Below are 25,345 nucleotides of genomic sequence, written 5' to 3' on the forward strand. Positions count from 1 at the left end.
ATGCTTGGTTCTACAAGCGTTATACATCATTTGTTTTATTCTCCAAATTGTTTCATTGATGAACTCACTTCTTTTTGTACAAAAGCAATAAATTCTTCAATTTTCATCGTTTGATTTGACTTTCCAGCATCTCCGTGTTTACGCACAGAAATCGTACCATTTTTCTCTTCCTCTTCTCCTACAATCAGCATATAAGGGAATTTTTGTACCTCTGCTTCACGAATTTTCTTACCAATCGTCTCATTTCTATTATCAACGACCGCGCGAATTTCGTCATTTTCTAGCAAATCTAAAACTTTTTTCGCATATTTTTCATACTTCTCGCTCAAAGACAGTATAATAGCTTGCTCTGGCATCAACCAAAGTGGGAAATTTCCACCGGTATGCTCCAACAAGATTGCGATAAAACGCTCCATTGATCCAAATGGTGCTCTGTGAATCATCACAGGTCTATGCAACTCATTATCAGATCCTTTATACGTTAATTCGAAACGCTCTGGTAAGTTGTAATCTACTTGGATTGTTCCTAACTGCCAGCTTCTTCCTAAGGCATCCTTTACCATGAAGTCCAATTTTGGACCGTAGAAAGCAGCTTCACCACTCTCAATCACGTAATTTAATCCTTTATCTTTTGCTGCGTTAATAATCGCTTGTTCTGCTTTTTCCCAGTTCTCTACAGATCCGATATATTTATCTGGATTGCTTAAATCGCGAACAGATACTTGAGCGGTAAAGTTTTCAAATCCTAAAGATCCAAAAACATAAAGCACCAAGTCAATTACTTTTTTGAATTCTTCATCCAACTGGTCTGGTGTACAGAAAATATGCGCATCATCTTGAGTAAATCCACGTACACGTGTTAATCCGTGTAGCTCCCCTGATTGCTCATAACGGTAAACCGTTCCAAACTCAGCAAAACGCTTTGGTAAATCTTTGTATGACCAAGGTCTTGCGTTGTAAATTTCACAGTGATGTGGACAGTTCATTGGTTTTAACAAGAACTCTTCCCCTTCTACTGGTGTATGAATAGGTTGGAAACTATCTGCTCCATATTTCGCATAGTGACCTGAAGTAACATACAACTCTTTTTGTCCGATATGTGGTGTTACTACTTGTTCGTATCCTGCTTTTTTCTGTGCTTTACGCAAGAAATATTCCAATCGATCTCTTAAAGCAGCTCCTTTAGGCAACCATAAAGGCAACCCTTGTCCTACTTTTTGAGAGAATGTAAACAATTCTAATTCTTTTCCTAACTTACGGTGATCGCGTTTTTTTGCTTCTTCTAATAAAGCTAAATAATCCGTTAGATCTTTTTGTTTAGGGAATGAAATACCATATACGCGAGTTAGCTGTTTGTTTTTCTCATCTCCTCTCCAGTATGCACCAGCAATAGATAAGATTTTAAACGCTTTGATAATTCCTGTATTTGGAATGTGTCCTCCACGACATAAGTCAGTGAATGTATCGTGATCACAGAATGTAATGGTACCATCTGCTAAGTTCTCGATTAATTCAACTTTATATGGGTTTTCTTCTTTTTTATACATAGCTAATGCCTCTGCTTTAGAAGCTGAACGCATTGTAAACTCGTGTTTACCTCTAGCTATTTCTAAAAATTTATCTTCAATTCTCTTAAAATCAGCATCCGTTACTTTGTGATCCATAAAATCAACGTCATAGTAGAAACCATTTTCGATTGCTGGACCAATTGTCAACTTGATGCCTGGGAATAATTCTAATAACGCTTGCGCCATTACGTGAGAAGAAGAATGCCAAAATGCTTTTTTCCCTTCTGTATCATTCCATGAATATAAAACTAAACTACCGTCCGTCGTCAAAGCAGTGGTGGTTTCGATGGTGGTACCATTGAAGTTGGCAGAAATAATATTTCTTGCTAAACCTTCACTTATACTTTTAGCAACATCGAAAGGAGTTACCCCTGAGGCAAACTCTTTCACTGATCCGTCTGGTAATGTAATTTTTATCATAATTATTTTTAAAAAATGAGTTGCAAAGATACAGGTTTTAGCGAATAATAACAATACATTTTATTCGCTTTCCACGCTTTTCTGCTGAAATAAGTTCTCGAAGGCTTACTTCATTTTCAAACCCTTGTTTTTTTCCATCTGTTGGATGATTTCTTGGCGGTAGGTATTCCCCCAATGTGCTAGGGATTGAATCACGGGAGTCAGGGTAATTCCAAAGGGAGATATCTCATATTCTACCGCAACAATTGCCCCGTCAATCTCCGTTCGATAAATCAGCTGATTGAGTTCTAAATCTCGCAATTCTTTGCTGAGTACTTTGGCTGATATATCACCTAAAGCTCGTTGAAGTTCCATGAAGCGCAATTTATCGTGAAGCAATAAAGTACCCAGTATATGAAGTTTCCATTTCCCACTCAAGATAGACATGCTATCTTTGATTCCCATTACATTTGTTTTACAGTTTGCTCGTTGTTCCTCCATGGCTGTACGCAATTGTGCTACAGGTAAAGATACGAAATTTTTGTGAGGTTTGCTTTTTGTGAGGTTTGTTCTTTGTGAAGTCGCTTTTTTGCTTTTTCGTGAAGTTGTAAGATTTATCGATTGATGAAAGAACTCTGTTTTAATCGAAAATTTACTTCTCTCCCTTTTTCACTTTCTCCTCTCCAATTGTTTTGTGAGGTTTGTAAAATCGTAAGATTTATCGATTAAAGAGGATTGTTGAAAAAAAGCGAGAAGGTTATGAGATAGTCCCTCATCGTCTCGTAATTCACCCCCAGTATGTCACCCCGACGAAGGAGGGGTCGCATCCTCCGCTCACATAATGCGCTGTACTTTGTGAGGTTTGTGCTTTGTGAGGTTTGTAAAATCGCAAGATTTATCGATTAAAGAGGATTGTTGCAAAAAAGCGAGAAGGTTATGAGTTATGAGATTATGGTTATGAGATAGTCCCTCATCGTCTCGTAATTCACACCCAGTATGTCACCCCGACGAAGGAGGGGTCGCATACTCCGCTCACATAATACGCTGTACTTTGTGAGGTTTGTTCTTTGTGAAGTCGCTTTTTTGCTTTTTCGTGAAGTTGTAAGATTTATCGATTTAATGAAAGAAGAACTCTGTTTTAATTAGAAACCCTCTCACCAACCTCACCCTCTCACCACCTCACCACCTATCTCACCTAATCTTATATTGGTTTTGGTGTTCGATGAATCTACACTTCGTTTCGATTTTCACTGCGTTCCGATTTCACCCTCTCACCACCTCACCACCTCACCACCTCACCCTATATCTCATGGGTTTATATTTGTTTTCGTATTCGATGAATCTACACTGCGTTCCGATTTCACCACCTCACCCTCTCACCACCTCACCCTATATCTCATGGGTTTATATTTGTTTTCGTATTCGATGAATCTACACTGCGTTCCGATTTCACCACCTCACCTTCTCACCACCTCACCCTCTCACCACCTCACCCTCTCACCACCTCGCCCTCTCACCCTCTCACCACCTCACCCAATTACCTTCAGGTAACCACTTACCTTCCGGTTACTCTCCCCGTTTCTTTCTTACAATCGCCCTAACTTTGTCTCACAAATCAAAAACAAAACACCATGAATAAAAAATTAATCTATTGGATATCAACCGGTTTATTTAGTGCCTTTATGTTATTTAGCGCTTACAGCTATTTTACAGATCCTACCTTTAAAGACGCATTTGCTTATTTAGGGTATCCCGATTATTTCCGCATTGAATTGGCCATTGCTAAAATCTTAGGTGTACTTGCTATACTCCTTCCTTTTATACCCCGTACACTCAAAGGGTTTGCTTATGCAGGATTTACCATTAATATTATCGGTGCTGCCATTGCTCATTTAGCCATTGGTGAAGGAATTAGTTCTTTAACGATGATTGTTGTCGCCCTAGCTTTATTGGGTACTTCTTATTTTTCACAAGTAAAAGAAGTAGCCTAAATGCGCTAGGTATTCTTATCCTAATTTCCCGCTTTACGAGGGCTTACCATCGAAAAACGAAGTATTCTTTGCAGAAGGTTTCAAAAATTATAACAAAAAGTGTACTTTCGCACTGTATTTTACAACGCAACACACACATTTTATGTACAAGAGTATTCTCAAACCGTTTTTCTTTTCTTTAGACCCAGAGAAGGCGCATCATTTTACCTTCAATTCGTTGAAATTCATCAACAAAATTCCAGGTGTATCGGCTATTATTCGCTCGAAATTTCAGGTGAATGACCCGCGATTGGAACGCGAGGTATTTGGATTAAAATTCAAAAATCCGGTTGGATTAGCCGCTGGTTTAGATAAAGATGCGAAATTGTACAGTGAATTGGAGCATTTTGGTTTTGGTTTTATTGAAATCGGAACGATTACACCTAAAGCACAGGATGGGAATCCTAAAAAGCGTTTATTTCGCTTAGTTGAAGATCATGCCCTAATTAACCGCATGGGATTTAATAACGGTGGAATTGACCAAGCTATTGAACGCCTAAAGAAAAATAAAGGAACTTTAATTGGTGGAAATATTGGTAAAAACAAAGTAACACCAAACGAACAAGCCATTGACGATTACGAAATTTGCTTTGATGCTCTTTTCCCTTATGTGGATTATTTTGTCGTGAATGTAAGTTCGCCAAACACGCCAAATTTACGTGCTTTACAAGATAAAGAACCTTTAACTGCTTTATTAAATGCCTTACAAGCTAAAAACAACGGCAAACCAAAAAGCAAACCTATTCTTTTAAAAATCGCACCAGATTTAACGGATAGTCAGTTATTAGACATCATTGACATTGTGGCGGAAACAAAAATTGCAGGTGTCATTGCTACGAATACAACCATTAGCCGCGAAGGATTACAATCTGAAAAGAAAGTAGAAACGGGAGGATTAAGTGGTAAACCGTTGACTCAACGCAGTACAGAAGTTATTCGCTTCTTAGCAGATAAGAGCAACCGCGCTTTCCCTATCATTGGGGTGGGTGGAATCCACTCTCCGGCAGATGCGATAGAGAAATTAGAAGCTGGAGCCTCTTTAATCCAATTATACACTGGATTCATCTACGAAGGGCCAGCACTAATCAAAGCCATCAACAAGAAAATACTAGAACAATATAACTAAGAAAAATCCGCCGATGAGCGGATTTTTTGTTTTTACTTTTTTAGTATAATCCTTTGTTTTTAAACACGATATCTCGTCAAACAGGTAAATCACCATTAATCCCTACGTTTTATTTTAGCAACACAAAAAACATAAAAAAATTGGATTCCCATTTTTAAAATTGTAATTTTACGCATACCCAATCGGAAAAATACGATTATTACCTATGAAGGCAATCAACAAACCCACAAGCGACAAGAAAAAACCAGCGGTTCTACCTGCTGAGAAGTCTCGTATTGTATCTTCTAGAACGACAACAAAAACGAGGGCTACACAAAAAACAACAAGTAGAAAATCAACCGAGTTGGAGAAATTCTCCCCTGCTTGGGTGGTTTTGCATCCCAAAGATTCGCCAGACTATAAACTCGAATTGATTGCTAAGATCCGAGAAGGGGTTAAAAAAATGGAATGGAAAGAATTAATTTCTGCTATTGGGGCGACAGAAAAAGAATTTGAATTTATCTTGCCTACTTCGATTAGCAGCATGCAAAAGAAAGAGGTTTATAGCTTACAGACATCTGAGCGAATTTATGAGATTTCCAGATTATTTGGGTTAGGGTCTGAAGTTTTTGACAGCCTTGAGCAATTTAAAAATTGGCTTCTAACGCCTTCTAAAGCTTTGGGCCACAAAAAACCATTTGAACTCTTAGACAGCAGTTTTGGTTTTGAAATTGTAGAAAATGAAATTGCGCGAATCCAATATAACGTATACAGCTAATGGTTGTTTATCGCGTTGCCAATGTAAAATACAAGGATGCTACACTTTCTGGAATTGGTGCAGAAAAAGTGGGTGGTCGGTGGAATGAAATCGGAACTCGGGCAGTATATTGTTCTGAAAATATCGCTTTAGCTTTATTGGAATACTATGTGCACTCTGAAAACATTGCCAATCTACCTCAGCATATTTTAGTCGCTAAGATTGAAATACCCGATGATTTTATTATTACCGAATTGGTCGATTTACCAGAACATTGGAATCAATACCCCTATTCTACTAAAACGACTAATGTTTTTACAACACTAGCACAAGACAGGAATTTCTTCGGTTTGAAAGTTCCCTCTACGCTTATTCCTTTGGAATGTAATTTCATTTTAAATCCACTGTATAAAAACTTTGGTCAGATTGAAATCATCGAGTTCTTGGAACTCCCCATTGACCAACGATTAAAAACAGATAAGCATTAACATATCGCGTAACCTATATTAGAAAATCCGCTAATTAGCGGATTTCTTATTTAGAGTCTATTCTTCTTCCAGTATTGATGTGCCTTTGGATCGATCCCCAGAGGTCCATTCCCATACTTCATGCAAGCGGATTTTTCCATTTCCCATTAGTTCGGGTGTCGATCGACAAATTCCCGTCATCAATTCACCCTTATCATTGACTTGGTGATAACGCATATTAATGATCCCGTGTTCATCTACCAACCCCAATAAATGACCATATGCTATTTTTCCTCCACTGTATACCGAAGTTAGTCTGTTTCCCTCTTGTTTATAGTGAAAAACGGTTTCACCAGAGGTCTCTCCATTGGGTGTATTACTCACCGGTCGAAATGTTTTATTGTTGTAGTTGATCATAGTTATACTGTATTTCCGCTCTTATTTAAAAGCTAATATAACTTTAAAAACAAAGCACCGATCGAAAAAAGCACAAACCTCAGAAAAAACTTCAAAATTAATTCCCACAGAATAAACCACTTACATCTTTTCTGTAAAAAAAGCAGTAAATATCCCGAACAAAGCCTTGTGTTACACACAAATTATACTATATTTGCACTCGCAATACGGAAGTAAAGCAGACTACTGGAGAAATGGCAGAGTGGTCGATTGCGGCAGTCTTGAAAACTGTTGACTGTAACAGGTCCGGGGGTTCGAATCCCTCTTTCTCCGCGAAATTATAAATAGTAACTTTTCAAAAGTTAGTAAAAAAGCACAAAACCTATGATTCATAATGAGTTATAGGTTTTTTATTTTTTAGGGGTATCGCATTTTATTCAAAAGTGCACCTAAAAAAGTTATAGATTCGGTGCACAAAAAGACATTCAAGTGATGCGCACCTTTCAACTGAGTAAACCCAGACGCCAAAGGGTGCCAGAGAGTTTTAAACTGTGTTTTTGGAACGTTTTAATTCGACATTTATTAATATTTAAAACAGTTGAATTATGTTAGAAAAACAGTTATCAATTAATTTCTTTCTCAAACCAACTAGAGAGAAAAGTGATTTAAGAGGTGTTTACCTTAGAATCACAGTAGATGGTATTCGCAAAGAGACTTCCCTTAGTCACAAATGGGATATCAAAAGATGGAATCAAAAAGCAGGTCGTGCCAATGGCGCTAAAGAAGATGCTAAAACGCTAAACTACCTATTAGATACAATTGTATCAAAGATTACCAAGTACAAATTAGAGCTCTTAAGCAATGAAGAACCTATTACTGCTACTGTACTTATGGATTATATCCAAGGTAAGGGAACAAGTAAAGCTAAAGTTTTAGAAGAATTCCAAAAGCATAATGATGAAGTTTTTAAGTTAGTGCCTAAAGAGTATGCTATAGGAACACATGAAAGATATGTAACAGCAAGATCACATGTAGCAGAGTACATTCGTTACATCTATGGTAAAGAAGATATCGAGTTCAGAGAACTCAACTATGAGTTTGTACTTGGCTATGAGCATTATTTAAAGACCGTTAGAGTGTGTTCGAACAATACCGCTATAAAGTATATCTCAAACTTTAAGAAGATTGTTCTAAGAGCAGTTGCTAAGGGAATTATTCCTTCGAATCCATTTGTGCAATACAAACCTAAAAAGACGAAGCTCAATAAAAAGCCATTGAGCAAAGAAGAGTTATCAATTTTAGAAAACAAAGAATTTACCAATGAAAGGCTAAGTACCGTAAGAGATGTATTTGTTTTTCAATGTTATACAGGACTTGCTTATATCGATGTATTTCAGCTAAAGAAAAGCGATATCACAAAAGATGAAGAAGGTAATTTGTGGATTAGAATCAATAGACAAAAGACTGATGCTAATATTACTATCCCATTGCTTCCAAAAGCTATTGAGATAATGGATAAGTATAAAGACCATCCTGATTGTATTGGAAAAGATGTTGTACTTCCTGTTCGCTCTAATCAAAAGATGAATGAGTATTTAAAAGAGATTGCTTCACTTTGTGAGATAAGCGACTTAAACACCCATAAAGCAAGAAGAACTTTTGGAAGTACTGTAACTCTTGGTAATGGAGTTCCTATTCACGTAGTAAAAGAAATGTTGGGACATCACTCTGTTAAGCAGACTGAGGAATACGCTCTCACAGAGGAAGAATCTATCAAGACCGAAATGCAGATATTAAAAGGTAAGCTTGAAGAAAAAGCAAATAAGCAAACAGATAATTTTACTGATTTACTTGAGAGCTTAAAAAAGCTAAATCCTGATAAATTAGCTCAGCTAACTACTTTTATTAATCAGTTAAATGGATAATAAAAACTCCCTTGGATTCTCTACACTTTCTAATAATTCAACTGTAGTATTTGTAGTAAGGAATTTAGGGGAGCCCATTTTCAACCTTTTTAGTGAATAGAAGTTAACTTCTACTCATTAAAAAGGTTCATAATATCTTTTCTGTTGTAGTAATACGAGCCAAGTATTTTTCGATACTGCAATTTCCCACTGATGCGCAGTGTTTGTAAGGAAGCTGGAGAGATGCTTAGTAATTGCCTTGCTACTTTAGCCTTTACCCAATCAAGAGAATTCTCTTTGTTTTGTTTAGTTAATAGTTCTTTCAGCTCTCCAATGATTGTTTGAGCAAACAATCTTAAATCTTCTTTTGTGATTTGATTTTCCATGATAGTTGTTTTTTAGGTTAAACAACTAAACTAAGAACAAAACAGATTTCACTTGGTTTTTGGCAGTTTTGAAGTTTATTTGGCTTTGTCTTTGAGCCCTTATTAAACTCAGGTACTAATTATGGAACATAAAATACACTGAGGAAGAAATGATGAATCGTTTAGAGAGACTGATTCAAAGCAAATAGACAAAACTTGGATATATTATAAAAGCTTAACCTTTTGGTTAGGCTTTTTTGTGTAGCAAAAAGCCAATTGATTCCACAGGAAGTCAATAATATAATATGAGAATTTTTCAGGAATACTTTTCTGAAAAATTTTAAATTATGTTACATACAGACACCGTTATCAATGAGCTTTGGAATTTGCTTCAAAAGCTTATGCAAGATGAAAAGTTACAAGATTTTATTCTTGTAGGAGGAACAGCATTAAGCCTTCAAATAGGTCATCGAATTAGTATTGATATAGACCTATTTTCAACAAAAGATTTTGATTATAAATCGATATCACAACATTTAAAACAAAAACTTAATGCCAATGTGAAGGAAATGTTTAACAATACTATTTTAATGGATATTGATCAGGTTAAAGTAGATATTATTGCACATAAATACCCTTTACAAAAAGAAGTATTGCATATAGACAATGTGCGATTAGCTTCTTTAGAAGATATTGGAGCAATGAAACTTCATGCTATTTTTCAAAGCGGAACGCGTATCAAAGACTTTGTTGATATGTATTTTCTTTTAGAGCACAATCCTTTGCAAACCTATTTAGATGCATATAAAAATAAGTATGGTGGCAATACTGCATTAGCATCCTATGCATTAACTTTTTATGAGAATATCTATCGAGATTTTGAGGTTACCTTGATGCATGGAAAAGAAAGTAATTGGAATAGAATGAAAGAACGTTTAGAAAAAGCTGTTGCAAATCCCTCTTTTCAATTCGATTTAGAACCCGATAAAAAAATAGATCAGCATGTTAGAAAAAGAGGAATACGCAGATAAATAATTGTTTAACCTCTTTAAAATCACTATATTTATCATATGAAAAAAGAGCAAAAACTAACAGATATTTCAACTTTAGGGACTCAATTATTTTGGGATACTGATATTAATAATCTTGATTATCAGAAAGCATATATTCCCATTATAGCACGTGTAATTGAACGTGGAGATCAAAGTGAAATAGATGAAATAGTTCGATTATATAACAAAGAGAAAGTACTTCTTACAATATGTAAGGAGATTAAGTTCTTGCCTAATTATGCTATTGAAAGAGCTATTAGATTTTTCCCAGAACTTAGAAAAGAGGATATGCTTTGTTATCAAAACAGAAAAGACGAATCCTATCATTGGATATAAACAATAAAAAAAGGTAGAATTACTATGGATGGTATTCTACCTTTTTCTTTTTTAGATAGTATTTTAAAAGCAATTAATGAGATTGAGTATTACTTACAAAATGATTATAGTTTTTATTTTAATAAAAGAATTAATTTATAAATCAAATGTAAAGACTTTACAGAGCCCTCAGATCGCATCTTCTTATAGTACATATCGAGCAGCACTAAAGACTTGGGATAGTAATAAGATTGAATAAGTGCTCATGCTTTCAAATAATAATAAAGTATTTGGGATATTAGACGATTCTTCGAGAGGAATAACAGGTACAATAGTTTGCAGATAAAGGTATCTTAAAGATGTCTTTGTACTTTTAAAGTTGTAAAACTGTAAAAGCATCTTTACAGTTTTACAACTTTATTCTTTTATTGAAATACTTAAAAGATAGGCTTGTTCTTTTCATTGAAGCTTGTAGTTATCTGCTGTTCGAATTCATTGAAATGGTGCTCTAATAGATTATATAGATAAGCATAAATCGTAAGTTTATCATCTGCGATAACCTGAATAATACGAGAAAGGATTTTGTGGTGCTCAGGATCAATGTAAACTGACTTTCCATGACGTGCTGTGCTTTTGACATCTTTAAAAAAGAATTCTTCATAATCCACTACTTTACACTCTTTAGTAGAGTTCTGTTCTTTTTTTACACGTCTTCGGTTCTTTGGTTCATTCATAGTCTTTTCATCTTCATCTCTTATACCAGGAGCATTTAGTTCAGCCTCTGTAAATCCCTTAAGCCTTACGCCGTCAACCATTAGTGCCATCATCGCTTCTTCGTCAATTCTAGGTTTCTTTTTAAATTCTTCGTTCATAATTTATAGTTTTTTAGCTGTTTATAGTTTTGTCTAGTTATGTAGTTAGTTAAATATTATGCTGTCCTTTTAGTTACAATTCCAATGTTTCAGACATTAAACTGTGTAAAGATTTTATCAACAGTCTATTTGTGTGTTTAATCGTTGGGAGCTATGTAAAGTCATAGCTACGATATTGCGTTTGTCTAACCAAAACATTGATTAGACAAATAACTAGAGATATAGACAAAGAATGAAAAAAAGGTATTTAAGTGGTATACTTGGCGTTAAATAATAGGTGTTTAAACAGTATTCACATTATAAAAAACATATTGTAAATATGTTGAAAAAGTTACCGAAAAGGTAACAGCAAGTTATGTTTTGAGGCACTCGAAATTAAGGTTCGAGTTATCAAAACGACTTGCTCTTGCAGCCGGCTGGAAAACTACTCCGAAGTCGCTAGTTTATAAAGGTCAGTTCCCTAAATTTTTATTAAAATGGAGATGTGATAAATGGAGATGTAAGAAGCAACACAATTAAAGTAAACAAAAATCTAAACTTGTAGAAAATACTTTCCCATTATATATTTCGTTTTTAGAATCAAGAGACAAGTATTAAACTTGATGATTAATAATCACATTGCTTTGTTATTTTCAAAATCAGATTTTAAAATCTCTTATATAGTATTCGTTTTTAATACATTGATTATCATTATGTTGATTTTTTTTAAGATGTTATGTTATAATTTGAGAAAATAATTTACATATAAATTCTCATTATATGAATAAGCCAACATAAGGTCGATATTATTTTAATATTTATTTTAATATTGTTTTTCTTTTTATTAAAAACGCAATAATTAACATTTTTACTATATTTTAATTGGTATTGCTTTGGTTTTTTAGTATAAAATAATAGTGTATTTTGTGTTTTTTTTGTTAAATACTATATATTTGCATTTAATAAAAAAAACATTTAATATGAAAAACATTTTTGAACTATCTAAGGATATAAAGGAAATGGCAATTTACCAACAAAAGAAAACTAAGGGAGGGCATTGGAGCGGTACAACTACACTTCCTACAATAATTATACCTCCTGGAGGTCCTGATCCTAGTTTTTATTGGTCATGGGGAGATTTCTCTTTCTCAGATCCAGGTTTTAGTTATGGAGGAGGTGGAGGAGGTATTGGAGGTGGTGATTCTGATTACCCTACCAATCAAGGCGATATCAATGATCCTCATAACATGATGGATTTTACAGAAAATTATCTAAAAGATAACTTAGAGGCTATAAAAAACTTAATAGACAATGGAGCTATAGATCCCATAAAGGGAAAAGCTTTAATGGATGCTTATCAAAAAGGTTTAGATATTCTCGATAGACTAAGAGATTCTGATAAAAATTATAGATTTGATGTTAATCCAGATTATCATGAGCCAGGAAAAAACCCAAAAGGAGGTACTTCATATGATCCTAATACCAATGAATATGTTGTCACTATACCTGGAACACCATCTCAATATTTGGGACTGCTTATGCATGAATTAGAGCATCTTAATCAAATAGAAAATGGAGAATTATCATTTGATAAAAATGGGAATTTTGCAGACTATGATGTAATGGATGAAGTGAATGCTTATCAATTTCAAGAATATATTGAGCAAGGGACAGGGTATAAAACAATTACACCAGATGATGTTTTGAATATGACGGAAATAAATGATGAAGGTGAAGTCGAATATATTTATAAAGAATTTAGGACCTCAAGTACAGGTAATAACAACGGAGGAGGAGGATTTGTAATAGTAGATTATAGTTCATTTAGCAGAAGTTAATAACATGAAAAAAAAACTAATTTTAATGATGCTATGCTCTACTTGTTTAGCATTCAGCCAAGAAGATGTAAAAAAATTACCACCAAGTACAACAATTCCAATTATTCAAGTTAAATCTGAAGAAATTCAGATAGAAAACAAAGTAAATTTACAAGAGTTTATCGAAAATTTATATATAACTTCTTCAAAATATTTCAATGAAGGGGCTTTACCTTTAGTAGAGAAAGGAGAATTTAATGTTATTCTCTTAGACAAAGATTCCAAACAAATTAATATGAAATCTTCAGATTTTAAAGACTATACGCCTGATGATATAAAAGCATTTACTTTTGAGAAGTCAGTTGTAAGTAGAATATATGGGTTGCAAGGTTATTATTTTGGTATTGTAACCATTAAACTTAAAGAACAATAAATTGGAATTATATGATATAAATAAAGTTTTGGAGGTATCCAAAACTTTATTTTCTGAGACCTATCCTGATGTCGAGTGTTTTATACTAACTGGAAGTCAATTAGAAAAGGAATTTGTATCTGTGGTTAGTGATATTGACATTCTAATTATAGATTCTAGATTGTCAGGAGTTTCTTCTGCTGGTATGCTCTATCAAGGATATAAAGTTGATTTTACTAGAGTTGGTTTGCATTCTCTTAATGAAGTGTTGATAGATAGCTGTTATTCTAGTAGTAATACAATAATTGATATGATTATTAAAGGTATATTCATATCTGATAAATTGGAATTAGAAGCCAATTTAAAACTATACTGTAAGTTGCTTTATCAAGGAACAAATATAAACTATTTTAATGAGTCTAGAGGTATAAGAAGATCCCTTATAAAGCTTAAAAAAAATTTCTCTAAAGATTTAAATGAAGAACAAATTCCGTTAACATTAGCAGATTTTCTTATCAATATCAGTAAAGCTTATTTATTTTTTAAAGAAAATGGTAAATATGGATTTGATGGGTATCGAAGAAGTAAATTATTGAGCAAAACGGTAGAGGGTCTAGAGTTTTTACATACTATAAATAAAATTTCTCAAGAATATTTAAGCACGAAAGAAAATAAATATATCCTTAATGAAATCGATAGATTTTTAAACTTTTCATTATTAAATACTGGAAAAATATCCGATGAAAAGTATATTTTGAATGTATCATTTGGTGGTGAAAACAGCTATCTTTTTTATATGAAGATAGTGCAAAATATTTTAAAAAATGAGTTTTTAGCACAGCAATTTTTATATGGCCAAAGAGTATTTAAGAATGCAATTTTTAAATATGAGTATCTTTTGGTTTTTAAAAATAATAATATAAATCAAGTTCTTAATCAATTACTCCTATTAGTTCATAAGACTAGTATACACTTTTTTAAATATGAAACAATAGATGCTTTTTACATTTCAGAACTAGTAAACGATGAGCGATTGGTAAATAGCTCTGAAGTAGTTTTAAAACAAGTAAATATTGCTGTAGTTCAATTATTAGAAACTGAAAAAAAATTCGCTTATAAGAAATTAATTCCTTTATTTATTTACATCGTTGAAGAAATCAAAATGCAAACTTCAACAAAGATGGTTCAGAATTTACTGTCTTTTTTAAGATTAAAATACAGACAAAATTCCTACTATCAAGAATTAGACCATCATAGTATTGATAGAATGAATATTATTTTTGAAACCATTGATACTAAGTTTAAAGAGGAAAATAAGGATATTATTGAGACCTTTAAGAAATTAATTATTGAATCTAATTTTTCAAATCAAGTTGAAAATCAATTGCCATCAATTTTAGAATTGAAATCTACAATTTCTCAATTAAAAGAATGTCAATTAGACGATTCTAATTTTATTTCTCCATTTTTTTCTAAGATTATTCGTTCCTATGAAAGCGATGAAATTGGGAAGTTCTATCTCTATTTAAATTTATTGGATAATGTATTAAAAACTTTAGCAATCAAAGAAGGGCTATATGCAGTCTTTCTTGTTGTTGCTCAGAATGCATATAGTGATGACTGATTTTCCTCTTTTCTTACAAAAAGGAGATAAGGATTGTGGGCTTGCCTGTATTAAAATGTTATGCGTGTATTATAATCAGAAGGTGCCTATTTTTAGAAAAGAATTATTAGAAAAAAGATTGTCTATCTATGAGATAATAAACATCCTAGAAAAATTACACATCGAAACTAAACCTCTAGTGGTGTCTAATATTGAGGTGGTGTATAAACTTCCTTTTCCTTTTTTAACTATCTTAAATGATATGCATTTTGTTATTGTTTATAGATACGAAAAAAATTTTATTTCTATTTCTGATCCAATTAAAGGGAGACTAGATTTGAATAGAGAAACTTTTGAAAAAATGTTATTCAATAATGAAGATAACATTGGAAAGATAATATTAAGTAATAAAGCCCATTTTACTATTGATGAATAATAAATTTAAGAGTTATAAAAGTTATTTATTTTCTAAGTGTAAGGAAAGAAGAAAACTATTTAATCATTTAGGAATAATTTTATTTGTATTAACCATACTTCAAGCATTAACCCCATTTTTATTTAGAGTAATCATTGATTTAGGCCGCAATAGAAATGATTATTCTTTTTTAAATGTAATATTTATAGGTTATTTCGTGCTTATTCTATCTATTGCTTTTGGAAATATAGTTAAAAACTATTATTCATTACTTCTTTCTAGTCAATTTAAAAGTGAATTAATCTACGATTATGTGACAATACTTTTGAGTAAAGTTAATTCGTTGACTATGTTGAGCTTTGGTAAATTACAGACGAAAATAGGCGATTTGGGGTACTTAAGTAGTTTTATAACCACTAATACAGTCTATTTTGTTAATGCTGTTTTTATGACAGTTATTTATTCCTGTATTTTATTGATTTTTAGCAAAAGTGTGTTTGTGATTTTTATACTATTCCTAATACTAAGCTTTTTTTGGGAATATATCTTTATTTCTTATAAAAAGCTTATCGAGCTAAAATTGAGAGAAGGCAAGATTAGGGAAAATAATTATTGGTATGATTTATTGAATAATATCTATGATATAAAAGTATACAATAAAGAAAAAAAATTATTGAATACATGGGAAAAAGATAATAATGAATTTGAAGATTCAATTTTCAAAAACAATGTCACAAAGAGTAAACATGAATTTGGGACCTTCATGTTAAATGGTACTAAAAATATTGCTATTTTATATTTATGTGTTCATAAGACTTTAGAAGGTGAGATGACTATGGGAACTCTCATTTCGATTCAATTTATCATAGGTTTTTTGAATAATCCCGTTACAAGTTTCATCAATTTTCTTGCTTCATATGAGATTTATAAAATTTCATTAGAAGAAATCAATGCAAGCTACAATAGTTATGAATTTATTAATTCAGATAATAGTATAGCCATATCAAATGAAATAAAATTAATTGAACTTTATAAGGTAAAGTTAGTTTATCCAGGAGGTAATAATTATGTTATATCTGGTATTACGCTAAAGTTAACGCCAGGAAAAAAATATGCCATTGTTGGTAGGAGTGGAAGTGGTAAATCAAGTTTATTAAAGTTATTATTGGGATTATATGCACCTAGTGAAGGGATAATTAAGATTAATGCAGTTGAATCTACAGAAATTAATTTAGAATCCTATAGAACTCATTTTTCATGTGTGCTTCAGGAAAGTAGATTAATTAAGGGAACTATTGTTGAGAATATTGTATACTACAATGAAAATGTAGACTATAATTGGTTAGACAAAGTCATTAAATTAACCAATTTAGAAGATGTAATTTCTAACTATAAAAAAGGAATGTTTGATGTAATTAACAACGACTCAAAAGGTATTAGTGAGGGACAGAAACAGAGAATACTTCTTGCAAGAGCGTTATATCAGAATAAGGATTTCATAGTCTTAGATGAAGCCACAAACTCTTTAGATTTAATGAATGAGTATGTGATTTTTAATAATATTAGGTCTCATTATAAAGAGAAAACAATGATAGTTTGTACACATAATATTAGTCTAATTAAAGATTTTGACATGATTTTCTTTGTAAATAAAGGAATTATCAGTGAATATGGAACTCATGATCAGCTTGTCGATCGAAGAGGACTATATAATATCATGTTAAACGCTCAAACAAAAATGAATAATCATGTCTAAGAATATTTTAAATATTTGGTTCTTTCTACTGTTTATAATTATATCATTCTTAGTTGTATCATATTTTTTAAAAGTGCCTAAATTTTTGCAAGGTAAAGGAATTCTTGTGAATGAAAATATCGTTGATTTTAGAGCGAATCGCGATGGTGTTATTTCATTTATCACTAATGATAATGAAATAGTAAATCAAGGTGATGTGATTTTAGTGTATAATGATCTAGCAGACTATCGCTCAATTATGAATCTAGATAGTCTCTTAACAAAAGATATTAATTTAAGTATTGACATACAGGAATTAGAAGTTATATATAATCGATTAATAAATGCTGATGTTAGTAAATTAGGTGAAGTTTCTACTTCATATATTGCCTTCTATAATCAATTACATAAATTATTTAATTTAAAAAGACTGAATCTTACGAAATACGAGATAAGTAGTTTACAAACAAAGATTAATCAAAATCTAGATAATAAAGTAATTAATAAAAAAATAATTGAAGAAGCCAAGTCTAGGTTGGATCTAGTTGAAAAAAATTTTAAAAATGATTCAATTTTATTTGCTCAAAGATTAATATCTGTTGATGAATTAGTCTATACAAAAAATAATTATTTACAAATGTTGACAAACTATAATAATTTATATAAACAATTTAATACTGAGGATAACCTAAATGAATTATTGAATTTAGATCAAGGAAAAATAATAGAAAATGAAAAGTTAAATATAGCTCTTGAATATAATCATACAATAGAGCAATATGGAAAATTGATTTATCATATTCAAGAATGGAAAAAAAGTAACTTAATGATTGCTTCTATTTCTGGTAAATTAAAGTATTATAAATATTGGAAAAAGGATGATTTTGTTCAAAAAGATGAGCAATTATTTGCTATTATTAACAATGAAAATTCGCATGAGGTTGTCGTAAAAATAAATGTTGAAGGAATTGGTAAGATAGAAAAAGGACAAGAATGTTTAATTGAACTACAAGAGTATCCATCTATCGATTACGGTTATTTAAGGGGGGAAGTACAAGATATAATATATTTGAAACATATTGACAGAGAAAATCAATTTTCTACATTTTTAAAACTTTCGATGATTAATCAGGGGATAACTGATATTGATAAAGAAATAAATATGCATTATACGATGCCTGTAAATGCACAAATAATAATTAATAACGAAAGATTATTAAGTGAAATATTTAAAAGAGTTAAACGGGAAATCGGTGCTAATTAATAAGGTTTTTATTTTAGTTCTATTTAGTTTTATATCATGTAATACTTTTGGACAGATTGATCTTACGACTTTAATTGATAAAGCTATAAAGAATAATCGCCTTGATGAATTATATGATTTAAATACGTTGAAAAGTATTAATGAAGAAAAAATGAACAGGTTTTTTTCTCCTACTATATCGTTAGATATCTCAGAACAAACAAATTTGGGAAGATCTTTTGATCAAATATCAGGAACAATAAATCCACGTGACGAATATTATAATTCGACTAGTATTAGTATTAAGATACAACAACAATTATCAAAATTACTATTGGCAAAAGTGAATAATACAATTTCAAAGGAAAATAAGACATTCAACAATCTTGTATATTTAGATAGTAAAAAAAGATTAATCACAAACATATCTGAATACTATTATGACGTTCTTTTAAATCAAGAATTAAAAAATATAACTTTATTACATAAAGAACATATTGTTGAGCTTGTGGATAAAAATAAAATTCTTTATAACGCTAATAAAATTAATAAAATAGATCTACTTAGAACTCAAAAAGAACTATTAAATATTGAACAAGAAATTTTATTTTATGAAGAAAGAACAAGAGATTTTGTATATAAACTAGAGAACTTAACATTAGAAAAAAACATAACAATAGCTTCAGTTGATGAAGATATTAAATTTTTGTATCATAAAGATTTGATATCACAAATACCAGAAATAGAGTTAAACAAGGTATTAAACAAAATAGATAGCTTAAGTTTAAGAAAAAACTTTATATCAAATAAAGTATCTATTAATTTGTTTAGTTCACTTGGAACATATTATAGCTCAAGAATGAATAATGATTATTTGTTTTTAAATCAGTTAGACTTAAATTCTTTTATGACTATAGGAATAAGTTTAAATCTACCTATTTATAGTAGAGAAAACAAAAGTAGGTTAATGATAAATAAAATAAACAATGAAATACTAGTTGAAGAAAGGAGGCTTCAAAATATGAAAATAGAAAAACATTATAAAGATTTGTTTCAAAATTACGATGATAATATCATTATTTATGAAGTCCTTAAGGAAAAAACAGATATACTGGCTGAAATTTTTACTTTAAATAAGATAAAATTTGATTACAATAAAATATCATTAATTGAGTTCCTCGAATCATACAAAGAATTGAAATACATAAATATAGAGTCCGTTAATTTTAAATATTCTTTATTAAAAAAGAAATTTGTTATACAATCATTATTTTAAAAGTATAAATGCTACAAAAAATAAGATTTTCTATGTATACTCTTTTTAATTATATCTGTATGTTGTAATTAAAGTAAAATAGATAAAAAAATTGCATGCTTTTTATTAAGCATATTTAAAATGATTTGTAAAAGGAATGTTTTTTAAAATTAAACTTTTTTCTATTTTTACCTAGAATTATAAGTCCCAATCATAGTATAAAACTTTTCCGAATAAGGTGCTCACCACAATTTAAAAAAGTGAACATCCCTATTTATACAGTATACGGCATAAAAGAGGCTAACCCTCTTTCTCCGCAAAGAAAACCGATAACGAGAGTTATCGGTTTTCTTTGTGTCAATTTACCTTGTTTGGGGATCTATAATCCCTCCTCCCTTTTGAAATAAATTTTCATGTTATTAGGGTGAATTGCCATTTTTGTTCTTTGTGAGGTTCATTTTTTGTTCTTTGTGAGGTTTGTTCTTTGTGAGGTTTGCTCACACCACCTCATCATCTCACCGCCTCATCATCTCATCGCCACACCTTCTATCTCACAAATTTTATATTGGTTTTCGTGTTCGATGAATATATCTCACCGAGTTGCTATTTTGTTTTCGTTTTCGATGAATCTACACTTCGTTCCGATTTTCACTTCGTTTCGATTTCACCACCACACCTTCTATCTCACAAATTTTATATTGGTTTTTGTGTTTGATGAATATATCTCACCGAGTTGCTATTTTGTTTTCGTTTTCGATGAATCTACACTTCGTTCCGATTTTCACTTCGTTTCGATTTCACCACCACACCCTCTCACTCTCCAAGTAGATTGTAAAGGGTTTGTAAGGGGTAACATTGGTAAAATGGCCTAAAACCCTTGCTGGTGCTTACTTTCCCCTAACAAACCCTTTACATGCCCTTTATTACTTCATGTCAAAATATTAAAAATCAATTATTTACAATTTCACAATTCGGAAAAGAAAGGAAAAAAACTCCTTTTTTATCCCAAAAGTGGAAGAAAACGGAAGTGGGTATTGCCCTTGTTTTGCTGCTTTTTTAGTTTTGTATCGAGTGCAATAGTAAAGCTAGCTGCTAGGTGTGGCTCATAAAAAAGTAATAACCAATTAAAAGGCAAGATTATGGAAAAAAATGAATCATGGATGAACAGGAGGTTTTAGCGGAATGTAGTATAAGTGTATTTTAGGGGATATTAATAAAACCAAAACATCACTCCTATTTTCACTTCGTATTTGATGAAATAGCATCCGATGCTTTTTTGAAGTTCTTTTTTTCTATATTTGATTTATACCTTGGATTTTCTTCTATTGTTGAAGCATTAAAATTTCCAATCTACATCCCTAAATGTTCCTTCTAAAAAAAGAATACATGAGAAAACGACTATTCTTATTCTGCCTATTGGCTTTTGCACAGCTTTCAATTGCACAGGAAATCATGCAGTTTAAGGTAAGTAAACCCTATTGTGTATTTAATTTCATGGAAACAATGACGACCCAGCAAGGCGTTTCTCCTACTTTGAGAGAATACATTGTACCAAACATCGCAAAGGATAGCGTTTTTCGACAACTTTGTGTTGATTTTCAACATTTAAAATTGAATTACCACTATCAATTAGAAGGGTATCCGGCAAATAGAAATTCTTATCGTTCAACGCAGGATTTGCTCATTATCGCTTTAGTCAATGCGAATACAATAGACGAATTTAAACAGCGGTCGATTGGGATTTTACCCCATAGTGAGCAGCAGAAATTAGTGACTATTCTTAAACAAGCAGAAACGTATTACGACCTTCTAATCTGGGATGATTATGAAGAAAATATAATGGAACAACGAAAAAAATTAGAAACATACGTTCCCCAATCATCGGAAATATTTGATAAAATCCGTCATTTTTATCGTTCCACGTGGACGGCAGATATTCCTTTTCTTGTTAGTCTTTACCCCATTCCTGGACAAAAGGGAATTTCAACAGCTACGCCACATGCCAATAGTCTTTGTATTGGTGTTTTGACGAATGATACTCGAGGTGTTGAACGAATGGGTGTTGTTTTTCACGAAATGTGTCATGTACTCTTTAATGAGCAAACGCCAGAATTTCAGCAGCAAATCGATCAGTGGTTTGAAGCAAATCCCTCTCCATACAAGCAGTATGCCTATAACTTTTTTGATGAAGCCTTAGCTACAGCCATAGGAAACGGTTGGGTGCATAAAAACATCACTGGAAGCTTACTTACAAAAGATTGGTATAACAACGAATATATCAATGGATTTGCAAAAGAACTCTATCCATCTGTTGAGGAATACCTAGCCAAACAACAACCAATAGATCAACCTTTTATTGATCATGCCATTGCTTTATTTGCAGCAAAGTTTCCCAATACACGAACGGATTATAGCGTGCTACTCAATCGAGTATCCATTTACACGGATGCTGAAACCAATATAGAAAGAACAGAAATAAGACAAGCTTTCGGGAAACATTTTCAAATGACGCACAGCAGTTTATCCTCTCCTATTTTAGCTCCACAGAATTTGGAATCGCTACAAAGTAGTCCTCAAACGCAATTGGTTATTATTGACAAAAATCATCACGAAACATTGAAGGCTTTAAAAGAATTGTTCCCACAATTGTTGAAAATATCGGACATTGATTTAACGCATCATACGCTGCTAAGTTTTTACGATCACTTGAATAGACCCATTATTATTTTGTCTGTCATCAATGACATGGAAATGGAAACACTTGTGCAACAAATGAAAGCGCTACAGTTTTTTGATACGAAGAAAATCATCCAGTACAAAGTGAACTAATGGATTATCATCCTTAATGATTCAACTAGAATACAAAGAGATTCCCAATTGGTGTTTATGAAATAAACCTAAGAGATCAGGTTGTTTTTCTAGATGGTTGGAATTTAATTTTGATAAAACTTATCCTTATATTATTGATTATAGAACATATAAGCCTATTTTGCTATCCCTATTTATAGAATCTTATTTTAAAAGAACTTGTTTCGTTATCACTCTACTATTTTTATATAAATAGCTTGTTTACAAAAAATTAATTATTTTAGCTTAGCGATTTTACGAAATAAGGGTATCGTGTTTTGTCACGAAACAACTTGCATTTTATTTCATAAAACACGATGTTAGTAGCAATTCTCCAACGTAGAAACCTATCTCTTAAATTTTAAAAATGAATATCCGAAAAGAAGAAATCAAAGATTATGATGACGTTTTTAAACTTATTGAAAATGCGTTTAAAGATGAAGAATTTAGTGATCATCAGGAGCAGTTTTTAGTTGAACGCTTAAGAAAATCTGAATCTTTCATCCCTGAATTATCTCTTGTTGCTGAAATGGATAATCAAATTGTTGGCTACATTTTATTGACGAAAATTAAAATTATAAACGTAAATTTTGAAGAAACAATTTCTTTAGCACTTGCTCCCGTAGCTGTTTTGAAAAAATATCAAGGCAAAGGAATTGGTGGTCAATTGATAGTAAAAGCTCATAAAATTGCAAAAGATTTGAATTTCAATTCTGTGATTTTACTTGGGCATGAAAACTATTATCCAAAATTCGGTTATGAGATGTCAAATAAATATGGCATAAAGCTGCCTTTTGATGTACCTGATGAAAACTGCATGTTAATCGAATTAACTGAAAATGCTCTGAAAAACATAAATGGAATTGTGGAATATCCGAAAGAATTTTACGAATAAAAAGGCAAACTGCTACTAATATGTATTATTCAAAATGGCGGGTTATGACAGAAGTAAAACTTTAGAATAATATATAAAAAACCATTACATAGGCATTTTTTCTAAATTTATTCCATTAATTGGCTTTTGCTTACTGTATCGATAAATTGAAAATTTTCACTTCAATTTCCACTACTGACGCTAAGCCCCGGAGCGTTATCTGCAAGCTCATCTCAACATTGCGAAATAAACAACTGAAATAAAATGTATAAGTATCATTTTCGCCCAGGATATGGATCAGAGAAACTTTTGATTGAAATCTTTAATGGTTTAGAAAAAGAAGAATTTCTTTCTGATTTCCTTGATGCAATTAAAATATTAAAGCCCGAAGTTGTAGACTTTGAGGATTTATGGATGAATGATGAAATTTCAATAAATGTAAATTCCGAAATGGGAGAATTCATTCTTTCAAAAGATACATGGGGTTTTGTTTTCCTAATGTCCGAAAATAACCAAGAATGTCTTTTTCTAATAAATTCAATTTTAGAAATCGCAGAAAATTTTGAAAAAGTAGAAATCGATTTATAAACAATATTATCCTAATTTAAAATTCTACTAATTCGGTACTCCTCTAATTCAAAAACTAGTTATATTAGCCTTAATTAAAGGAATATTATGTCTTTATTTTTATTATTTTACTCTCTGTTTTTCATTTTGATACCAACTGCTATCTATCCTCCCACACATAGGATCTTACGAAAAAAAAATAATTATAGTATTGCTTTGATTTTAGCTGTTGTTCCTATTCTACTTTCAGCTCTATTGTTTTTTCAAGGTAGTTTAACACCCTTGGAAAAATCCAACTCCCTAATGTCTTTGAGCCCTCTAACTTTTTTATTACTCTATAAAGAAATCAATCAAAGAAGTATGAGAAAATATAATCGTCCTATCTATTTTATAACGAAATTCGGTCAAGATAAAGAAACAAGACAATCCAATTGGTCAGAGTTTATACCCCAATTATTTCTCGCTTTTATTCCTTTTGTGTATGGTATATTGGGATCATGGATTTTTGAAAGATAAACACAATCACGGGCTGATTCCATATTTCTAGTTTATCGCAAAAACTAAATCTAGGACTGCTTAAATTTACTTTTACTATCAATTCACAAAAAGTTAAATATCACGTTTCACAAAGTCTCTTGAAAGTTTTATTTTTACCTAAAAATAGAATGAGATGAAAAAGATATTCTCCTTTTTGTTAGTATCTGTATTGCTTTTGGGAATGAGTAGTTGCAAAGAACAAGAAGCAACTAAAAGCTATGAAATAGAAAATCTAATCGGCAGCTGGGAATTTGCATCGGCTAAGATTTACGATAGAGAGGCAAAGTTTTTATCCGATACTAGCCCTAAGAATGAAATGGGCTGCGAACCGCTAACGTGGATTTTCACTGCAGATCAAATCGAGATTCACACGTATGTAGGAAAAGATGAAGAGGGGCATTGTATGGAAGAAGTTATTCGATTAAGCTATACCCTGCAAAACAACACCATCCATACGACAGACGATACAGGGGTAAAAGAAGAAATGCTCATTACCCATTTGACAGAAGATGAATTCGCTTTTATGACTTCCTTACCTAATCCTATAGATGATAAGGCTAATGCTATTAAATACACGGAAATTACGTGCAAGCGAGTGAAGTAGAAAAAGATTCGCCTCAAAGACTTCATACAAAGTGATCGTTATTTGATTACATCATACAAGAACAGATAATGGCAGAAAGGACCATAATCGAAACACCATTTTGAATACGTTCCTTTTGATTAACATACCTAAATTTAGTTTAATTCAAGCTTTTAGCTTTTTTGAAAACCAAATGTTAATTATCTTAGCCTACATCTTTTTACCCATTATTTACGTATTTTTATTTC

The 25,345-nt window shown here is 31.7% G+C and carries 24 protein-coding genes and 1 tRNA gene; 20 read left to right on the forward strand and 5 right to left on the reverse strand.

The window, feature by feature from the left end; all coding sequences use genetic code 11:
* Window positions 1–35: 35 nt before the first annotated feature.
* The gene (thrS, locus tag ACUTSE_RS10645; protein ID WP_002991323.1) at window positions 36–1,988 is read right to left on the reverse strand and encodes a threonine--tRNA ligase; all 1,953 of its coding nucleotides are present in this window, start codon (window positions 1,986–1,988) and stop codon (window positions 36–38) included.
* Between the two features lie 105 nt (window positions 1,989–2,093).
* A complete protein-coding gene (locus ACUTSE_RS10650) occupies window positions 2,094–2,468 on the reverse strand; it encodes a winged helix-turn-helix transcriptional regulator (protein ID WP_445640213.1) in 375 nt (124 codons plus the stop codon).
* Between the two features lie 1,130 nt (window positions 2,469–3,598).
* On the opposite strand from ACUTSE_RS10650, the gene ACUTSE_RS10655 reads away from it, so the two are divergent.
* The 4 genes from ACUTSE_RS10655 to ACUTSE_RS10670 all read left to right on the forward strand — a co-directional run bounded on the left by ACUTSE_RS10655 (window position 3,599) and on the right by ACUTSE_RS10670 (window position 6,347).
* Complete coding sequence (locus tag ACUTSE_RS10655) at window positions 3,599–3,958, forward strand: DoxX family protein (protein ID WP_115089809.1); 360 nt, start codon at window positions 3,599–3,601, stop codon at window positions 3,956–3,958.
* 142 nt (window positions 3,959–4,100) lie between these two features.
* Window positions 4,101–5,123, forward strand: a complete 1,023-nt coding sequence (locus ACUTSE_RS10660) for a quinone-dependent dihydroorotate dehydrogenase (protein WP_002991318.1) — start codon at window positions 4,101–4,103, stop codon at window positions 5,121–5,123.
* A gap of 205 nt (window positions 5,124–5,328) precedes the next feature.
* Complete coding sequence (locus ACUTSE_RS10665; protein WP_445640214.1) at window positions 5,329–5,880, forward strand: antitoxin Xre/MbcA/ParS toxin-binding domain-containing protein; 552 nt, start codon at window positions 5,329–5,331, stop codon at window positions 5,878–5,880.
* Window positions 5,880–6,347 (forward strand): RES family NAD+ phosphorylase, encoded by a 468-nt coding sequence (locus ACUTSE_RS10670; protein WP_002991314.1) that lies wholly within the window; start codon window positions 5,880–5,882, stop codon window positions 6,345–6,347. Before ACUTSE_RS10665 ends, ACUTSE_RS10670 begins: the two co-directional genes overlap by 1 nt.
* 57 nt (window positions 6,348–6,404) lie before the next feature.
* On the opposite strand, the gene ACUTSE_RS10675 is transcribed toward ACUTSE_RS10670, so the two are convergent.
* Window positions 6,405–6,743 carry a n-acetylglutamate synthase gene (locus ACUTSE_RS10675; protein ID WP_445640215.1) on the reverse strand — a complete coding sequence of 113 codons (339 nt, stop codon included), beginning with the start codon at window positions 6,741–6,743 and terminating at the stop codon, window positions 6,405–6,407.
* Between the two features lie 227 nt (window positions 6,744–6,970).
* Between ACUTSE_RS10675 and ACUTSE_RS10680 the strand changes: the two genes are divergently transcribed.
* Window positions 6,971–7,055, forward strand: a tRNA-Ser gene (locus ACUTSE_RS10680).
* Between the two features lie 272 nt (window positions 7,056–7,327).
* Entirely contained in the window at window positions 7,328–8,647 is a 1,320-nt protein-coding gene (locus tag ACUTSE_RS10685; protein WP_445640216.1) for a site-specific integrase, read from the forward strand.
* 110 nt (window positions 8,648–8,757) lie between these two features.
* Here the strand turns inward: ACUTSE_RS10685 and ACUTSE_RS10690 are convergent, their stop codons facing one another.
* On the reverse strand, window positions 8,758–9,012 hold the full coding sequence (locus ACUTSE_RS10690; RefSeq protein WP_445640217.1) for a DNA-binding protein: 255 nt from the start codon (window positions 9,010–9,012) through the stop codon (window positions 8,758–8,760).
* Window positions 9,013–9,338: 326 nt separating this feature from the next.
* Between ACUTSE_RS10690 and ACUTSE_RS10695 the strand changes: the two genes are divergently transcribed.
* Together ACUTSE_RS10695 and ACUTSE_RS10700 are read left to right on the forward strand one after the other, a co-directional pair.
* The gene (locus tag ACUTSE_RS10695) at window positions 9,339–10,022 is read left to right on the forward strand and encodes a nucleotidyl transferase AbiEii/AbiGii toxin family protein (protein ID WP_445640218.1); all 684 of its coding nucleotides are present in this window, start codon (window positions 9,339–9,341) and stop codon (window positions 10,020–10,022) included.
* Between the two features lie 39 nt (window positions 10,023–10,061).
* Entirely contained in the window at window positions 10,062–10,379 is a 318-nt protein-coding gene (locus tag ACUTSE_RS10700; protein WP_006260864.1) for a DUF6922 domain-containing protein, read from the forward strand.
* Window positions 10,380–10,795: 416 nt separating this feature from the next.
* Here ACUTSE_RS10700 and ACUTSE_RS10705 read toward each other — a convergent pair whose 3' ends face one another.
* A complete protein-coding gene (locus ACUTSE_RS10705; RefSeq protein WP_445640219.1) occupies window positions 10,796–11,230 on the reverse strand; it encodes a DUF3408 domain-containing protein in 435 nt (144 codons plus the stop codon).
* A gap of 998 nt (window positions 11,231–12,228) precedes the next feature.
* Here ACUTSE_RS10705 and ACUTSE_RS10710 point away from each other — a divergent pair.
* The 12 genes from ACUTSE_RS10710 to ACUTSE_RS10765 all read left to right on the forward strand — a co-directional run bounded on the left by ACUTSE_RS10710 (window position 12,229) and on the right by ACUTSE_RS10765 (window position 25,118).
* Complete coding sequence (locus tag ACUTSE_RS10710; protein WP_445640220.1) at window positions 12,229–13,047, forward strand: hypothetical protein; 819 nt, start codon at window positions 12,229–12,231, stop codon at window positions 13,045–13,047.
* A gap of 4 nt (window positions 13,048–13,051) precedes the next feature.
* Window positions 13,052–13,459, forward strand: a complete 408-nt coding sequence (locus tag ACUTSE_RS10715) for a hypothetical protein (RefSeq protein ID WP_445640221.1) — start codon at window positions 13,052–13,054, stop codon at window positions 13,457–13,459.
* Between the two features lies 1 nt (window position 13,460).
* Entirely contained in the window at window positions 13,461–15,062 is a 1,602-nt protein-coding gene (locus ACUTSE_RS10720; RefSeq protein ID WP_445640222.1) for a hypothetical protein, read from the forward strand.
* Window positions 15,055–15,477: a cysteine peptidase family C39 domain-containing protein gene (locus tag ACUTSE_RS10725; RefSeq protein ID WP_445640223.1), complete on the forward strand. Its 423-nt coding sequence runs from the start codon at window positions 15,055–15,057 to the stop codon at window positions 15,475–15,477. Before ACUTSE_RS10720 ends, ACUTSE_RS10725 begins: the two co-directional genes overlap by 8 nt.
* Window positions 15,470–17,212, forward strand: coding sequence for an ATP-binding cassette domain-containing protein (locus ACUTSE_RS10730; protein ID WP_445640224.1), 1,743 nt, complete (start codon window positions 15,470–15,472; stop codon window positions 17,210–17,212). Before ACUTSE_RS10725 ends, ACUTSE_RS10730 begins: the two co-directional genes overlap by 8 nt.
* Window positions 17,205–18,455 carry a hypothetical protein gene (locus ACUTSE_RS10735; RefSeq protein WP_445640225.1) on the forward strand — a complete coding sequence of 417 codons (1,251 nt, stop codon included), beginning with the start codon at window positions 17,205–17,207 and terminating at the stop codon, window positions 18,453–18,455. The genes ACUTSE_RS10730 and ACUTSE_RS10735 overlap by 8 nt, the downstream gene beginning before the upstream one ends.
* Window positions 18,412–19,710 carry a TolC family protein gene (locus ACUTSE_RS10740; RefSeq protein ID WP_445640226.1) on the forward strand — a complete coding sequence of 433 codons (1,299 nt, stop codon included), beginning with the start codon at window positions 18,412–18,414 and terminating at the stop codon, window positions 19,708–19,710. The genes ACUTSE_RS10735 and ACUTSE_RS10740 overlap by 44 nt, the downstream gene beginning before the upstream one ends.
* Before the next feature lie 1,365 nt (window positions 19,711–21,075).
* The gene (locus tag ACUTSE_RS10745; RefSeq protein WP_445640227.1) at window positions 21,076–22,518 is read left to right on the forward strand and encodes a hypothetical protein; all 1,443 of its coding nucleotides are present in this window, start codon (window positions 21,076–21,078) and stop codon (window positions 22,516–22,518) included.
* Between the two features lie 385 nt (window positions 22,519–22,903).
* Window positions 22,904–23,431, forward strand: a complete 528-nt coding sequence (locus ACUTSE_RS10750; RefSeq protein WP_353103308.1) for a GNAT family N-acetyltransferase — start codon at window positions 22,904–22,906, stop codon at window positions 23,429–23,431.
* Window positions 23,432–23,674: 243 nt separating this feature from the next.
* A complete protein-coding gene (locus tag ACUTSE_RS10755; protein WP_445640228.1) occupies window positions 23,675–23,998 on the forward strand; it encodes a hypothetical protein in 324 nt (107 codons plus the stop codon).
* Window positions 23,999–24,337: 339 nt separating this feature from the next.
* Window positions 24,338–24,493, forward strand: a complete 156-nt coding sequence (locus ACUTSE_RS10760) for a hypothetical protein (RefSeq protein ID WP_445640229.1) — start codon at window positions 24,338–24,340, stop codon at window positions 24,491–24,493.
* A 154-nt stretch (window positions 24,494–24,647) separates the two neighbouring features.
* A complete protein-coding gene (locus ACUTSE_RS10765) occupies window positions 24,648–25,118 on the forward strand; it encodes a lipocalin family protein (protein WP_445640230.1) in 471 nt (156 codons plus the stop codon).
* Window positions 25,119–25,345 lie beyond the last annotated feature (227 nt).

This window comes from Myroides sp. TSA_177.3, assembly GCF_052691955.1.

What these genes read in the sequence shown, in the direction of transcription:
- ACUTSE_RS10660 (WP_002991318.1), top strand. Translation starts at nt 4,101, where the DNA reads ATGTACAAGAGTATTCTCAAACCGTTTTTCTTTTCTTTAGACCCAGAG.
- ACUTSE_RS10700 (WP_006260864.1), top strand. Translation starts at nt 10,062, where the DNA reads ATGAAAAAAGAGCAAAAACTAACAGATATTTCAACTTTAGGGACTCAA.
- ACUTSE_RS10745 (WP_445640227.1), top strand. Translation starts at nt 21,076, where the DNA reads ATGAGAAAACGACTATTCTTATTCTGCCTATTGGCTTTTGCACAGCTT.
- ACUTSE_RS10725 (WP_445640223.1), top strand. Translation starts at nt 15,055, where the DNA reads ATGACTGATTTTCCTCTTTTCTTACAAAAAGGAGATAAGGATTGTGGG.
- ACUTSE_RS10710 (WP_445640220.1), top strand. Translation starts at nt 12,229, where the DNA reads ATGGCAATTTACCAACAAAAGAAAACTAAGGGAGGGCATTGGAGCGGT.
- ACUTSE_RS10690 (WP_445640217.1), bottom strand. Translation starts at nt 9,012, where the DNA reads ATGGAAAATCAAATCACAAAAGAAGATTTAAGATTGTTTGCTCAAACA.
- ACUTSE_RS10655 (WP_115089809.1), top strand. Translation starts at nt 3,599, where the DNA reads ATGAATAAAAAATTAATCTATTGGATATCAACCGGTTTATTTAGTGCC.
- ACUTSE_RS10695 (WP_445640218.1), top strand. Translation starts at nt 9,339, where the DNA reads ATGTTACATACAGACACCGTTATCAATGAGCTTTGGAATTTGCTTCAA.
- ACUTSE_RS10765 (WP_445640230.1), top strand. Translation starts at nt 24,648, where the DNA reads ATGAAAAAGATATTCTCCTTTTTGTTAGTATCTGTATTGCTTTTGGGA.
- ACUTSE_RS10675 (WP_445640215.1), bottom strand. Translation starts at nt 6,743, where the DNA reads ATGATCAACTACAACAATAAAACATTTCGACCGGTGAGTAATACACCC.
- ACUTSE_RS10670 (WP_002991314.1), top strand. Translation starts at nt 5,880, where the DNA reads ATGGTTGTTTATCGCGTTGCCAATGTAAAATACAAGGATGCTACACTT.
- ACUTSE_RS10730 (WP_445640224.1), top strand. Translation starts at nt 15,470, where the DNA reads ATGAATAATAAATTTAAGAGTTATAAAAGTTATTTATTTTCTAAGTGT.
- ACUTSE_RS10715 (WP_445640221.1), top strand. Translation starts at nt 13,052, where the DNA reads ATGAAAAAAAAACTAATTTTAATGATGCTATGCTCTACTTGTTTAGCA.
- ACUTSE_RS10755 (WP_445640228.1), top strand. Translation starts at nt 23,675, where the DNA reads ATGTATAAGTATCATTTTCGCCCAGGATATGGATCAGAGAAACTTTTG.
- thrS (WP_002991323.1), bottom strand. Translation starts at nt 1,988, where the DNA reads ATGATAAAAATTACATTACCAGACGGATCAGTGAAAGAGTTTGCCTCA.
- ACUTSE_RS10760 (WP_445640229.1), top strand. Translation starts at nt 24,338, where the DNA reads ATGAGAAAATATAATCGTCCTATCTATTTTATAACGAAATTCGGTCAA.
- ACUTSE_RS10665 (WP_445640214.1), top strand. Translation starts at nt 5,329, where the DNA reads ATGAAGGCAATCAACAAACCCACAAGCGACAAGAAAAAACCAGCGGTT.
- ACUTSE_RS10685 (WP_445640216.1), top strand. Translation starts at nt 7,328, where the DNA reads ATGTTAGAAAAACAGTTATCAATTAATTTCTTTCTCAAACCAACTAGA.
- ACUTSE_RS10650 (WP_445640213.1), bottom strand. Translation starts at nt 2,468, where the DNA reads ATGGAGGAACAACGAGCAAACTGTAAAACAAATGTAATGGGAATCAAA.
- ACUTSE_RS10705 (WP_445640219.1), bottom strand. Translation starts at nt 11,230, where the DNA reads ATGAACGAAGAATTTAAAAAGAAACCTAGAATTGACGAAGAAGCGATG.
- ACUTSE_RS10735 (WP_445640225.1), top strand. Translation starts at nt 17,205, where the DNA reads ATGTCTAAGAATATTTTAAATATTTGGTTCTTTCTACTGTTTATAATT.
- ACUTSE_RS10750 (WP_353103308.1), top strand. Translation starts at nt 22,904, where the DNA reads ATGAATATCCGAAAAGAAGAAATCAAAGATTATGATGACGTTTTTAAA.